The 13,298-nt window shown below is 33.6% G+C and carries 13 protein-coding genes; 4 read left to right on the forward strand and 9 right to left on the reverse strand.

The window, feature by feature from the left end; translation table 11 throughout:
* Positions 1–182 precede the first annotated feature (182 nt).
* Positions 183–1,646, reverse strand: a complete 1,464-nt coding sequence (locus AC0J6S_RS16145) for an aminoacyl-histidine dipeptidase (RefSeq protein WP_474954755.1) — start codon at positions 1,644–1,646, stop codon at positions 183–185.
* Between the two features lie 109 nt (positions 1,647–1,755).
* Between AC0J6S_RS16145 and AC0J6S_RS16150 the strand changes: the two genes are divergently transcribed.
* Complete coding sequence (locus tag AC0J6S_RS16150; protein ID WP_474954756.1) at positions 1,756–2,817, forward strand: DUF3810 domain-containing protein; 1,062 nt, start codon at positions 1,756–1,758, stop codon at positions 2,815–2,817.
* 44 nt (positions 2,818–2,861) lie between these two features.
* On the opposite strand, the gene AC0J6S_RS16155 is transcribed toward AC0J6S_RS16150, so the two are convergent.
* Positions 2,862–4,166: an NAD(P)/FAD-dependent oxidoreductase gene (locus AC0J6S_RS16155; protein WP_474954757.1), complete on the reverse strand. Its 1,305-nt coding sequence runs from the start codon at positions 4,164–4,166 to the stop codon at positions 2,862–2,864.
* 329 nt (positions 4,167–4,495) lie between these two features.
* On the opposite strand from AC0J6S_RS16155, the gene AC0J6S_RS16160 reads away from it, so the two are divergent.
* Both AC0J6S_RS16160 and AC0J6S_RS16165 read left to right on the forward strand, forming a co-directional pair.
* Positions 4,496–4,990 carry an RNA polymerase sigma factor gene (locus AC0J6S_RS16160; protein WP_474954758.1) on the forward strand — a complete coding sequence of 165 codons (495 nt, stop codon included), beginning with the start codon at positions 4,496–4,498 and terminating at the stop codon, positions 4,988–4,990.
* Positions 4,991–4,995: 5 nt separating this feature from the next.
* Positions 4,996–5,601 (forward strand): hypothetical protein, encoded by a 606-nt coding sequence (locus AC0J6S_RS16165; protein WP_474954759.1) that lies wholly within the window; start codon positions 4,996–4,998, stop codon positions 5,599–5,601.
* 29 nt (positions 5,602–5,630) lie between these two features.
* On the opposite strand, the gene AC0J6S_RS16170 is transcribed toward AC0J6S_RS16165, so the two are convergent.
* Together AC0J6S_RS16170 and AC0J6S_RS16175 are read right to left on the reverse strand one after the other, a co-directional pair.
* Positions 5,631–6,440, reverse strand: coding sequence for a lysophospholipid acyltransferase family protein (locus AC0J6S_RS16170; RefSeq protein WP_474954760.1), 810 nt, complete (start codon positions 6,438–6,440; stop codon positions 5,631–5,633).
* 86 nt (positions 6,441–6,526) lie between these two features.
* A complete protein-coding gene (locus tag AC0J6S_RS16175; protein WP_474954761.1) occupies positions 6,527–7,177 on the reverse strand; it encodes an NUDIX hydrolase in 651 nt (216 codons plus the stop codon).
* Between the two features lie 95 nt (positions 7,178–7,272).
* Between AC0J6S_RS16175 and AC0J6S_RS16180 the strand changes: the two genes are divergently transcribed.
* On the forward strand, positions 7,273–7,713 hold the full coding sequence (locus tag AC0J6S_RS16180; RefSeq protein WP_474954762.1) for a DUF4268 domain-containing protein: 441 nt from the start codon (positions 7,273–7,275) through the stop codon (positions 7,711–7,713).
* Positions 7,714–7,741: 28 nt separating this feature from the next.
* Here the strand turns inward: AC0J6S_RS16180 and AC0J6S_RS16185 are convergent, their stop codons facing one another.
* The 5 genes from AC0J6S_RS16185 to AC0J6S_RS16205 form a co-directional block, all read right to left on the reverse strand.
* Entirely contained in the window at positions 7,742–8,152 is a 411-nt protein-coding gene (locus tag AC0J6S_RS16185; protein WP_395381338.1) for a hypothetical protein, read from the reverse strand.
* Between the two features lie 3 nt (positions 8,153–8,155).
* Positions 8,156–9,100, reverse strand: a complete 945-nt coding sequence (locus tag AC0J6S_RS16190; RefSeq protein ID WP_474954763.1) for an NAD(P)H-dependent flavin oxidoreductase — start codon at positions 9,098–9,100, stop codon at positions 8,156–8,158.
* Between the two features lie 15 nt (positions 9,101–9,115).
* On the reverse strand, positions 9,116–10,729 hold the full coding sequence (locus AC0J6S_RS16195; protein WP_474954764.1) for a S8 family peptidase: 1,614 nt from the start codon (positions 10,727–10,729) through the stop codon (positions 9,116–9,118).
* 125 nt (positions 10,730–10,854) lie between these two features.
* Positions 10,855–12,042 (reverse strand): tRNA 2-thiouridine(34) synthase MnmA, encoded by a 1,188-nt coding sequence (gene mnmA, locus AC0J6S_RS16200; protein WP_474954765.1) that lies wholly within the window; start codon positions 12,040–12,042, stop codon positions 10,855–10,857.
* A gap of 467 nt (positions 12,043–12,509) precedes the next feature.
* Positions 12,510–13,130 carry a murein L,D-transpeptidase catalytic domain-containing protein gene (locus tag AC0J6S_RS16205; protein ID WP_474954766.1) on the reverse strand — a complete coding sequence of 207 codons (621 nt, stop codon included), beginning with the start codon at positions 13,128–13,130 and terminating at the stop codon, positions 12,510–12,512.
* Between the last annotated feature and the right edge of the window lie 168 nt (positions 13,131–13,298).

The raw sequence follows: 13,298 nt of genomic DNA on the forward strand, positions 1-13,298 counted from the left end.
AAACTGCGAAAAAAGAGCCTTTAAAAACGGCTAAAGAAAAGAAAGAAGAAAAGAGAGATAAGAAGAACGCTCCTAAAAGAGACTAATAATTAGTGGTCAGTGTTCAGTTTAAAAAGAAGTGTTCAGTTTAAATACTGACTCCTTAACAACTGAACACCAATCACTTTTTCAATAACTAAATATTATTTCACCGGAATATTTTCTAATATTTCCAATACAAATTTCCAGAATTTCTGAGAAGAAGAAATACTCGCTCGTTCATCAGGGGAATGTGCACCGTGAATCGTTGGTCCAAAAGAAATCATATCCATATCTGGATAATTAGTCCCTAGAATTCCACATTCTAATCCTGCGTGACACGCTACTACTTTTGGTTTTTCACCGTTTTGTTTTTCGTAAATTGGAACTAAAACATCCAGAATCTCTGACTCTGAATTTGGCGTCCAACCAGGATACGAGCCTGAGAATTCTACTTCACAACCCATTAATTCAAAAGCGGAACGCAGCGCATTAGCCAAATCAAACTTAGAGGTTTCAACCGAAGAACGAGTTAAACATTGTACTGAAAGTTGCCCGTCTCCAACAATTACTTTGGCAATGTTATTTGATGTTTCGACTAAATCGTCAAAATCAGCACTCATTCTATACACTCCATTGTGAGCAGTATACATCGATCTTACAAAGTAAAACTGAGCAATTGTAGGCATTACTTTAGCAGGAGCTGCCTCCATTTTCTCAAAAACAACTTCTAAATTTGGCTCCGTTGTTTTAAACTCTGTTTTGATTTCATTTACAATTTGCTGCATGTCAAAAACAAAAGCTTCATCGTATACTTCAGCAATAATTACTTTTGCCTGACTTTCACGAGGAATCGCATTACGTAAACTTCCTCCTTTTATTTCAGAAATTTGTAAACCAAAATTATCAAAACCATCAAACAATAATCGGTTCATGATTTTGTTGGCATTACCCAACCCTTTGTGAATATCCATTCCAGAATGCCCACCTTTCAATCCTTTTACGGTAATCGTATATCCAACAGACCCTTCTGGAGTTTCTTCTTCATCATACTCAGCAGTAGCCGTTACATCAATACCTCCAGCACAACCAATGTCGATTTCATCATCTTCTTCGGTATCCATATTCAAAAGAATTTGACCTTGAAGAATACCTCCTTTTAGGTTCAACGCTCCTGTCATTCCTGTTTCTTCGTCAATAGTAAACAATGCTTCTATTGCAGGATGCGGAATATCCGTACTTTCTAAAATTGCCATAATAGCTGCAACTCCAAGACCGTTATCAGCACCAAGAGTTGTTCCGCGAGCGCGAACCCAATCTCCATCTACATACATATCGATTCCTTGTGTATCAAAATCAAAAGTAGTGTCCGCATTTTTTTGGTGTACCATATCTAAATGCCCTTGAAGCACAATTGCTTTTCGGTTTTCCATTCCAGCAGTTGCCGGTTTGCGGATAATTACGTTGCGAATTTCGTCTTCGAAAGTCTCCAATCCTAAATTATTTCCAAAGTTTTTCATGAACTCAATTACGCGTTCTTCTTTTTTTGAAGGACGAGGCACGGCATTTAAATCTGCAAACTTATTCCAAAGTGCTTTTGGTTCCAGATTTCTTATTTCTTGACTCATTTATTTTTGTTTGAGGTTTAACATTTACAAGTCCCAAAGTTACAAAGTTTAAATTCCTTATTATAGTAATTGATATTGTAATTATATTTACATTTCCAAAATTCAAACATTGAAAACAAAATATTTCCTTTCCTCCTTTCTATTGATCCAAATACTGCTTTTGCAAATTATTCCCTTTTACCCGGAACAGGTAGAAAATTGGTACAGCAATGGTTTTTATCCGATTCTTTCGTTATTTTCGAGAAGTGTTTTGGGTGGAATTCCTTTTTCTGTGGGTGACTGCCTTTATTTTATCCTTATTTTATTTATTTTAAAATGGCTTTGGAATAGACGAAAAACTTGGAAATCCGATTGGAAAGACACTATTTTTAGTATTTTGAGTTTTGTTTCGGTTTTTTACTTTTTGTTTCATGTCCTTTGGGCGCTGAATTACTACCGTGAACCGCTTTTTGAAAAAATGGAAATTCAAAAAGACTATTCAGATACTGATTTACTGGCTTTCACCAAAAAAATAATTGCTAAAACCAATACCGTTCAAAACCAACTCACAAAAAACGACAGCTCGAAAGTGGTATTTCCCTACTCACAAGAACAGGTTTTTGAAATGAGTCTGAATGGGTACAAAAACCTATCCGCGGAATATCCTTATTTTTCCTATTCCAAGTTAAGCACCAAGAAATCATTGTTTAGCCTGCCGTTGACGTATATGGGTTTTGGAGGCTATTTAAATCCGTTTACCAATGAAGCACAGGTTAATTATTTGGGTCCAATGTATAGTTTTCCTATGACTACGAATCATGAAATGGCACATCAGATGGGTTACGCAAGCGAAAGCGAATGCAACTTTATTGGGTTTTTAGCTTCTGTAAAAAATGATGATTTATACATTCAATATGCAGGTTACAGCATGGCTTTGAGATATTGTTTAGGCAATTGGCAAGCCCGAGACGAGGCTGTTTTTAAACAATTATTGAAAACTGTAAATCCCGGGATTTTGAAAAATTATAAAGAAAGTGAACATTTCTGGAAACAATACGACACGATTATCGATAAAGGTTTTCATGCTTTTTACGACCAATTCCTGAAAGTAAACCAACAAAAAGACGGCATAGAAGGTTATAGTAAATTTGTGAATTTGATGGTGAATTATTACAACGATAAAGAGTTATGAGTTATGAACAAGACCTTAAAACTTATCATTCATAACTCATTTTTCTATACTTCATCACTCGTAAATGTTGTAAAACTTTTCTTTTTGTAAGGCCTAATGATTAATCTTCCTTCCCGATCAAAACGAATATAATTGTAGACCCAATTCAGGAAAACGACGGCTTTATTTTTGAATCCAATAAGGGAAAACAGGTGCACGAACATCCATACAAACCAAGCAAATACACCACTGAAATGGTATTTTGGCAAATCGACAACCGCTTTATTTCTTCCTATGGTTGCCATTGATCCTTTGTCATTATATTCGAAAGCTTTCATGGGTTTGTTTTCAATTAATTTAATTAGGTTTTCGCCTAATAATTCTCCTTGCTGCATGGCAGGTTGTGCCATCATGGGATGCCCTTGCGGATAGGTTTCGGATTCCATGGAAGCAATATCACCAACGGCAAAAATGTTTTTATAACCAACTACTTGATTGAATTCATTGACACGTATGCGTTCTACTTTTTCAACTAAGGATTTTCCATCCAGTCCAGCAACAAGAGCTCCTTGAACGCCTGCTGTCCAGATTACCGTGGCAGTTTCAAATATCAAATCGGAATTTGTGGTTATGGTGCGTCCGTCATAATTGGTTACTCGGACGTTTTTCCAAATTTTTACACCCAAACTTGTTAGAAATTTTTCGGCAGCTTGAGAGGATTTCTCACTCATGGTATTCAGGATTCTGTCCCCGCTTTGAATGAGATTGATTTCCATTTTTGCAATATCAAGATCGGGATAATCTTTTTGCAGAATGGCTTTTTTCATTTCGGCCAAAGCTCCCGCAAGCTCTACTCCTGTTGGTCCGCCACCTACGAGTACAAAATTGATCAGACTGTTTTGTTCGGCAACATCGGTGGTTAAAACAGCTTGCTCAAAATTTTCGAGAATCAGACTGCGGATGTTTAGCGATTGCGGTATGGTTTTCATGGCCATACTGTTGCGCTCAATTTCTTTGTTGCCAAAATAATTGGTTTTGGAACCAGTGGCAATCACGAGATAATCATAAGTTAATTCTCCAATTTCGGTAACTATTTTTTGATTTTCAGTGTCTATTTCTTGGACATTGGTGAGTCTGAAATAAACGTCATCGTATTCTTGGATCACTTTTCGGATTGGATACGCTATGGAACCGGCTTCAAGACCGCCTGTAGCAACTTGGTATAATAAGGGTTGGAATGTATGGTAATTGTGTTTGTCTAGAAGAACAACTTGAACTTTTTTATTTTTTAGTTTTTTGGCTAAAGCGATTCCCGCAAAACCACCACCTATAATGACTATTCTGGGCAAAGTTGAATTTGGGATGTTCATGTTTGAAAAAAAGTTCAAAATTGTTAAAAACCAAAGATACAAAGTTTTCTATTGTTGCATTTCATCAAATAGTATCGAAATTTTTGTTTGTTTTAGAAATGTTCTTCTGAAAAAAAAACGTCTTTGTTAGCCCCGATGGTAATGAAAATCCTTTATTTACTGATTTTTATCAGGAAATAAAGATTGTAATGTACAGCGGGACGAGTATTAATTATGAAATGAAGGAGTTGTGCTCCTGATTGCTTCGTAACTCGTAATGACAAATTTGAGAAGTATTATTTTATTCCTTACTTTGTAACAAAAACCAGTTTTGACTTACTAACGTATATATGAGTGATAATTTAGAACATTCTTTTGTGAAGCAGTTGCAGGAAAATCAGAATATAATCCACAAGATTTGTAGGTTATATACTAATGGCGATGATGCACACAAGGATTTGTTTCAGGAAATTACGATTCAGTTGTGGAAGGCTTTTCCAAAATTCAGGGGTGACAGCAAATTTTCTACTTGGGCGTATCGAGTAGCGCTAAATACGGCGATTACATTGTACCGAAAAACAAAACGATCCATAAATACTATCGAATTTGAAGGACGACAACATTTCCTGAATGATGTGGAATACGACTATGAAGAGGAGGAACAATTGAAATTGATGTACAAAGCGGTTTACCAGTTGAATGATATTGAAAAGGCGTTGGTATTTATGTATCTGGAGGACAAGGATTATCAGGAAATATCAGAAACATTGGGAATTAGTGAAGTAAATGCGAGGGTGAAAATGAATAGAATTAAAGGGAAATTAAAAAAAATATTAAATCCGTAAGGAATATGAAAGAGCTGGATTTATTAAAGAAAGATTGGCAAAAGAGCGAAAACTTTTTTGAGCAGGTAACGGAAATGGAAATTTATAAAATGATACATAAAAAATCATCTTCGATTGTAAAGTGGATTTTTATTATTAGCATTATTGAATTTGTAGTATTAAATTCTTTGAGTTTCTTACTACCTGATGAAAAGATAAGTGAATCTGAAACAATTGAAATTTTCATTACTGTTTTAGATTATTTAAGTTATGGTGTAGCATTATTCTTTATGTATTTATTCTATAAGAATTATCGCTCTATATCAGTCACTTCAAGTACTAAAAAATTAATGGAATGCATTTTAAACACACGTAAAACAGTCCGATATTATATAGGATATAATTTGTTTCTTGTATTTTTTGTTTCTGTGGTATTGTTTATCAATGAGATTCAAATTAAATCAACAACGGGAAGTGATAATGGAGCTAGAATATTTTTCACTTGTATCTTGATGTTAATTTTCATAATTGTCTTATTAGGTATTGTATGGCTTTTTTACCAATTGATTTATGGCATATTATTAAAAAAATTGAATAGAAATTATACGGAATTAAAGAAAATCGATCTATAAAAAAAGAGGCAATTGCCTCTTTTTTTTATTTAATATTCCCATTTTCTTAATCGGTTCAATTCTTCTTGCTCCTTTATAATTTCAGATGGAATAACTTTTAGGAATGAAGGATGTTGCTCAATTGCATATTCCACTTTTTCTACAATTTCTTCTATGGTATCGTTATCGTAATCAATGTCCAACGGTTCTTTTATAATAAAAGATTGGAGAATTCCTTTCTTCTTCATTCGTAATCCTTTTTTATCAAATGAACGACGAAAACCATCTATAACTATAGGAACTACGATTGGTCTGTGCTGTTTTATAATGTGCGCTGTTCCTTTACGAACCGGTTTAAACGATTTTGTTGTCCCTTGTGGAAAAGTGATTACCCAACCGTCATTTAAAGCTATTTTTATATTTTCAGTATCATCGGGGTTAATATCTTTTTTCTCCTGAACATCAACTCCTTTGGCACGCCAAGTACGCTCTACTGAAATTGCACCAGCATAAGCCATAATTCTTGGCAATAATCCCGCCTGCATAGTTTCTTTGGCAGCTACATAATAGATATTCATTTTAGGTTGCCACAAATAGCAAACATTCTTGATAGTATCATCGCGTCCGCTCAAGCTGGCATTAAATACATGAAACATGGCAACGACATCAGCAAAATAGGTTTGGTGATTGGAAATAAAAAGTACATTGGTATCCGGTAAATTCCTGATAATTTCTGAACCTTCGATTTGAAGTTCATTAAATCCTCTATATCTTCTATGTGTGATGGCACCGAAAATTCGAATCAACCATTTCTTTACAAATAGTATGTGACCAAAAGGATTTCTCTTAAACAATCCCATAAAATTTTGTGTTTTTAATATTCAATTAGCAAACTTACGAAATTAATATTTGATGTTATTTACAATTCCATCACATTAATTTAACTTCAAATTGAAGTGCCAAGCACTTCTTTCAAGACTTCTTTTAATTCACTTAACATCATTGCAGTAGCACCCCAAACGATGTGACTTTCAATTTTGAATGCTGGAACATTGATGTTATCTGCATAGGAAGTAGACAAATTCGTATCAACTACAATACCATCACTCAGAAAAATGGACAATGGCAATTCTATTATCTCCGCAACTTCAGAGGGTTCAGGTACAAATACAAGTTCTTCTTTACTGATACCCAAAAAAGGATGCACCATAAAATTGCTTGGCGGAATATACAATTCCGTAAACGGTTTAAGAATTTCAATTTTATCCGGATGAATACCTACCTCTTCATGCGTTTCTCGAAGAGCTGTTTCAGCATAATTATCATCGTCCAGTTCGTATTTTCCTCCAGGAAATGCAATTTGTGCTGAATGAACTCCTTCATAAGTTTTCCGAACAATCAACACTAAATGGGTTCTCTCATTTTTAGGATAAAAAAGCATCATCACAGCCGCTATCCTTGGATTTTTATTCTCTAAATATATATTTTTTAAACTTTCCAACCGTTCTAAAGGTGCCATTTTGATGTGCGCCTCAAATGCAGGAAGCTTAGCATCAATTAATTTGGGAACAAATTGTAAAAATTCTTGAAAATCCATAATCAAAGTCTATTTTTGCACACTGAAATTTAATATAAATGTAGTCTAGAAAATACGGTTGCACAAATTTTCTAGTACCAAAAGTCATAACTATTATGTACAGCAAAGTGGAAACCCAAAGATTGAAGCGCGAATTCTGGATTGCATTTGCAGAAAAATATCCGCGCAAATGGCTGTTATATGATACTAAGATTAAAGATTTCTCTTTTAAATTTTATGTAGACAATAAAAAAGCGCAGGTCCTAATAGATATCGAACATCGAAGTGACGAAAAAAGAATTGCTTATTTTGAAAAACTCGAAGCTTTAAAAAATATTCTAGAAGAGGAATTTATCAAAGATTTAATTTTTGAAAAAGAATACACTCTAGAAAGCGGTAAAACTATTAGTCGCATTTGGGTTGAAAAATTAAATGTCGGCGTTAGCAATCAAAAATACTGGAATGAAATTTTTGATTTTTACCATGAAAAAATGAGTGCTTTGGAAGTATTTTATTCAGAGTATGATGATTTTATTAAAGATATAGAAATAGTTTAATTAATAAAAAAACATAAGAAGACCCTTTTTACATGTTGAAAATATTATAAACAACAATCCTATTGTCATAATTGATGTACAATTGTTTCCTGTTATCTTGCTTTTTTCGGGTAATGATTGAAAGGGTGCAATTGACTCCTTCATTATCTTTACAGGAAAAAGAATATACAATATCAGCATCATTTTCCTCAGTTTCCTGATACTCAATAATTTCAAATAATTGAATAATCTGAGAATAAATTACTATCCTACTTTTGTTAGTGTCCAATGTCACTAATAAATTAACCAAATTTAAATCAGACCATTTGCCCCATTTACCTTTTTCATTTTTTTCCAAAACACTAAAGCCCGAGGTTTTAAACTTATAATTTTGTCCAAAGGAATTTTGCAAACCTAGAACCAAAAAAAACAAGATTATATATATTTTTGTTTTATTCATTATTTAAAAATCAAAATTTAGTACTTCTTTCCTAGCAATTTGAAAATCGAATATCATCTCCTTAATGATTTCTCCCGCTGGCTTTATTTCATGAATAATCCCTGCTATTTGTCCTATTTCTAATTCTCCTTCAACTAAATCTCCTTCGAACATACCTCTTTTTGCTCTTGCTCTTCCTAATAAAACAACTAAATCTTCCTTTGTTGGACAAGTTTGATATAAATTCTGCACATCTTGATAAAATTTATTTTTAATTAAGCGTACCGGAGCTAATTCTTTCAGAGTCAATTGTGTATCACCTTCCTTAGTATTTATGATAGTTTCCTTGAAATTTTCATGAGCTGATGATTCCAAAGATGCTGCAAATCTACTTCCAACCTGAACTCCATCTGCACCAAGAATCATAACGGCTAACATTCCACGACCAGTAGCAATACCCCCAGCAGCAATTAATGGGATTTTTATTTTCTCTTTTACCATAGGAATTAGCGTAAGAGTGGTAGTTTCCTCTCTTCCATTATGTCCTCCGGCTTCAAAACCTTCAGCAACTATAGCATCAACACCGGCATCTTGCGCCTTCAAAGCAAATACCGAACTACTGACAACATGCACAACCGTTATGCCATTTTCTTTTAAATATGAAGTCCAGGTTTTAGGGTTTCCAGCCGAAGTAAAAACGATTTTTACGCCTTCTTCAACAATGATTTTCATGATTTCTTCAATGTTGGGATACAACATTGGAACATTTACTCCAAAAGGATTTGAAGTGGCTTTTTTACATTTATGAATGTGTTCGCGCAAAACTTCAGGATACATAGAGCCAGCTCCTATTAAACCTAAACCTCCTGCATTACTGACAGCACTTGCTAATTTATATCCACTGTTCCAAATCATTCCTCCTTGAATAATTGGATATTTTATTTTAAAAAGTGCTGTGATTTTATTCATGTGGTAATAATGCTATTATTGTTTTATTATTTTTCCCGTTTTAGAGAAACCGATAGATTTCATTTTATAAAGATACATTCCTTTTTCAAGAGATTTCAATGAAATAATTGATGATTGAGAAGTGATTTTTTGTTCAAATATTTTTTGTCCCAAAATGGTAAAAATAAAAACGGTTCCAATTTCAAACTTTGCCGGTAAAGAAACCGAAACAAAATCACTTGCCGGGTTGGGATAAATTATAAAATCGTCTTTCGAAAGAGATGTTGAAGCTAATCCATTGCTAACCGCCAATCCAAAATCTGGGATACCATATCCATATTGATTATTTGGCACCAAAAATTTATCGGATGATTGTAGTATTAATGCTCTGATTTCCTGATTAGTTTTTTCAGGAAATGCCTGCCATAAACAAGCTACCATTCCTGCCATAATTGGGCCAGAAAAAGAAGTTCCGTTTGCTGTTACAATATTTCCTGCTGCATCTGAAACTATAGCAGCTTGCCCTTGCGCCATGACATCCGGTTTTATCCTTCCGTCAAAAGATGGCCCTGTTGAACTGAATGAAGTTATTATTTCAGAAGCTGTTACTGCTCCAACAGAAAGCACCGAAACAGCATCAGCAGGAACAGCAATATGCGGATCTGATGAATTTCCTGAATTACCAGCTGAAGTAACTAAAATCATTCCTCGGCTAAATGCAATTTCGGCACCGCGAGACATGAATGCAGTTGTGCCATTCATTTCACTATACGTATGATTGTAAGCTTCATTATCAAAATCGAAATAACCCAAAGAAGTATTTATAATATCCACTCCTAAACTATCCGCTTTTTCTGCAGCTTCAACCCAAAGAGATTCTTCTACAGGATTTTCAGATGTATCATCTTCGGTGATGAATAAATAATAAGAGGCATCAGGCGCCGTTCCTACTAACGAGTTCTCTTTGTATCCTCCAATTGTGGAAAGCACAGATGTTCCATGTGAAGAACCTGTATAAAAATTTGAATCTCTAAGAACAAAGTTATAACCACCCAAAATTTGGTCATTATCTCTTAATCTTTGAAAAGGCTGTGTGGTGTTTACTCCTGGGTAACCAGCATCCAATATTGCAATTATTTTTCCTGACCCGGTATAATTCTGCTGATGCAATAGTTGTCCATTAAGCATCTTAATTTGATTCGATGAGGATCCATAAGCATAGTCAATTTTAGTTTTCTTCGTTTTATTTCCCTTTTTTACCTTCGTGGATTTTGCAATTTTCCCCAATTGATTTAACGATTTGTCCGCAAAATCAACTTTAGAGACAAAAGAAAATAGTGCTAACGAATTTATAGCCGCTTGTTCCCCTCGAACATGAATCGCATTCATCCATTTAGATTTTGCCATGACAGTAATTCCAGCAACTGATTTTATTTGACTGATATAAGTTGCTTCTACTGGAACATCTTTATAATCTAGGGCAATACTTTGATTGGCTCTTCTGTCCAACGCTCTTTGAGAAAGCATTTTCAATGGTGAATCGGAAAAGAATTTAGAATTGGACTTTGCATTAAAATATACCCAAGCATCCTGTTGTGAAAAACCTGCAGTAGCAATGATTAGAAAAAGAAATAAGTAAAATTTTCTCATAAAACTTTATTTGTTAAGCCATAAATATGCTAAATTCCACTGGTTAGAAACAAGATTGCAGTTTTCTATGACACTCCTACTTAAGGCAAAGGAAACGTTTATTGAAATTAAAATAAAGCACTAAACTAAGAAATTACACCAGAACCAACTAATTCTTCACCTAAATACCAAGCTGCAAATTGTCCTTCGGTTATGGCAGATTGTAGTTCATCAAAAGCTATGTACATTTCATTTTCGAATTGATGTAAAATGGCTTTTTGTAAGGGCTGTCTGTACCGTATTCTTGCCATTACCTCCATTGTTTCTCCATTGGCCAAAGCCAAATCTTCACGAATCCAATGCACTTCTTCTTTTTCGATACGCAAAGCTTTCCTGAATAATCCAGGATGCTGACTGGTCAATCCGGTATAAATTGTATTGGTTTCTACATTTGTAGCAATAATAAACAATGGATCCGTTGTACCTCCGACATTTAATCCTTTTCGTTGTCCAATAGTAAAATAATGTGCACCTTGATGTTTTCCAACAACTTTTCCCATTTGTGGCGTATACGGAATTTTTCTTGCTTCTAATTTTAAAGCAAGCTCAACACTTACTCCTTCTTGTATTTCAGAACTGTAAACAGGATCATTTTTATCAATTTGGATAATAATTCCGTCTTTAGGCTGTAATTTTTGTTGCAAAAATTCAGGCAAACGTACTTTTCCAATAAAACATAGACCTTGTGAATCTTTTTTCTCGGCAGTAATCAACTCCATTTGAGCGGCTATTTCACGAACCTCAGGTTTTGTTAATTCTCCAATAGGAAATAAAGATTTAGCCAATTGCTCTTGTGATAATTGACATAGAAAATACGACTGATCTTTATTAGTATCTGCACCGGCTATTAATTGATAAATCGTTTCTCCATTCTTTTCGATTTCGGTTTTCTGGCAATAATGTCCTGTAGCTACAAAATCAGCGCCCAAACTCAAAGCAATTTTCATGAAAACCTCAAATTTTATTTCACGATTACAGAGTACATCAGGGTTTGGAGTTCTCCCTTTTTCATATTCATTGAACATATAGTCCACGATTTTCTCTTGGTATTCTTCGCTTAAATCAACGGTTTGAAATGGAATTCCTAATTTTTCGGCAACAAGCAATGCATCATTGCTGTCTTCCAGCCACGGGCATTCATTAGAAATAGTGACCGAATCATCGTGCCAATTCTTCATAAAAAGACCAATAACTTCGTACCCTTGTTGTTGCAACAAATAAGCAGCAACACTTGAATCTACACCTCCGGAAAGTCCTACAACAACACGTTTCATCTACAAAAAATTATAATTTTACAAGGGTGCAAAGTTACAAAAGATTTGCAAGAGTATTTGTTATCTATAAAGTTAATTGTTATCCAAAATTATTACATTTCCAGAAGCACTAATCCGTATTTTTTACAGATTAAAATGCGCTTAATATGAAGTGAAAATTTGAATCAGATGCTAATTGATTTGAATTAGAAACAAATAAAAATCTACCTATTTTGCTTTTCTAAATTACATTCTTCCTTAAAATAGTCAACTGAATAATTTGAAAAAAGTGCTGCTACTGTTGCTGAATGATCCATTTTAGAAAGTGTCAAAAATATTATTGAACCAACTTCTGTAAATAATTTGATTGACAAAAGGTTTCATTCGGTCGCAAAATCGTTGCTTTAAAATAAAACGCTAATCAAAAAACCTCATTCAGAATTTCTGGAATGAGGTTTTTTGATTAGCGTTTTATCTTTATTGTATTATCAATAGAAAATATCTAAAATGATATTAGTTTTTGAATTATCGATTAACTTTTCAATTCTTTTATAAAATTCCACATTTATCATTGGACAGCCAAAACTTTTACAAATTGGATTCTCTTGTTCTCCAAAAGGCACTTTAGAATATTTATGAAGAACAATATTTCTCGCAAAAGCTTTATTATTTGTTTCCTCTAACCCGAATAATTTGTATGATTTTCCAAATTGCCCATTATAGCTGGATCCTATACTGTACTTACCTAATGAGGTAGAAAGAGAATTAGGTTCATTGCTAAAAATTAGTTCACCTTCAGTTTGTGTTTGTGAGCCAATACCATGAGCAACCAAACCTTGATCGATTATTACATTGTTCTTTAAGTCGTAGACAAAAAATCTATTTTTCCCAGACATAATCTTCATATCAATAATGAAAGCGATTTCATTATTATATTTAGAATTATTGACAATAAATTTCTTAATAATTTTTGCTCGATTAAAAATTTTTTCCTCTGTAGCATTATTAAACACCGAAATTATGGAACTATCATTAGTGTTTTTTGACAAAATTTTGATACTAAACATCAACATTACAATTGACATTAAAACAAAAAAAAGTTTTTTCATTTTATCTATATTACGTTTTATTTATCTAAAATATTAGAGGGCTACAGACTCTTTTATAAACGTAATGCAATACTAAACTAAGACAAAGCTAGTACGTTTTGATTACAATTTATAAATTAAATTTTGCAAAACTAAACCTTTTACACAATATCAATACACTCATTAGCA

It is taken from the genome of Flavobacterium sp. TS_SC_5, assembly GCF_056156265.1.

What these genes read in the sequence shown, in the direction of transcription:
- AC0J6S_RS16145 (WP_474954755.1), bottom strand. Translation starts at nt 1,646, where the DNA reads ATGAGTCAAGAAATAAGAAATCTGGAACCAAAAGCACTTTGGAATAAG.
- AC0J6S_RS16155 (WP_474954757.1), bottom strand. Translation starts at nt 4,166, where the DNA reads ATGAACATCCCAAATTCAACTTTGCCCAGAATAGTCATTATAGGTGGT.
- AC0J6S_RS16160 (WP_474954758.1), top strand. Translation starts at nt 4,496, where the DNA reads ATGAGTGATAATTTAGAACATTCTTTTGTGAAGCAGTTGCAGGAAAAT.
- AC0J6S_RS16165 (WP_474954759.1), top strand. Translation starts at nt 4,996, where the DNA reads ATGAAAGAGCTGGATTTATTAAAGAAAGATTGGCAAAAGAGCGAAAAC.
- AC0J6S_RS16170 (WP_474954760.1), bottom strand. Translation starts at nt 6,440, where the DNA reads ATGGGATTGTTTAAGAGAAATCCTTTTGGTCACATACTATTTGTAAAG.
- AC0J6S_RS16175 (WP_474954761.1), bottom strand. Translation starts at nt 7,177, where the DNA reads ATGGATTTTCAAGAATTTTTACAATTTGTTCCCAAATTAATTGATGCT.
- AC0J6S_RS16180 (WP_474954762.1), top strand. Translation starts at nt 7,273, where the DNA reads ATGTACAGCAAAGTGGAAACCCAAAGATTGAAGCGCGAATTCTGGATT.
- AC0J6S_RS16185 (WP_395381338.1), bottom strand. Translation starts at nt 8,152, where the DNA reads ATGAATAAAACAAAAATATATATAATCTTGTTTTTTTTGGTTCTAGGT.
- AC0J6S_RS16190 (WP_474954763.1), bottom strand. Translation starts at nt 9,100, where the DNA reads ATGAATAAAATCACAGCACTTTTTAAAATAAAATATCCAATTATTCAA.
- AC0J6S_RS16195 (WP_474954764.1), bottom strand. Translation starts at nt 10,729, where the DNA reads ATGAGAAAATTTTACTTATTTCTTTTTCTAATCATTGCTACTGCAGGT.
- mnmA (WP_474954765.1), bottom strand. Translation starts at nt 12,042, where the DNA reads ATGAAACGTGTTGTTGTAGGACTTTCCGGAGGTGTAGATTCAAGTGTT.
- AC0J6S_RS16205 (WP_474954766.1), bottom strand. Translation starts at nt 13,130, where the DNA reads ATGAAAAAACTTTTTTTTGTTTTAATGTCAATTGTAATGTTGATGTTT.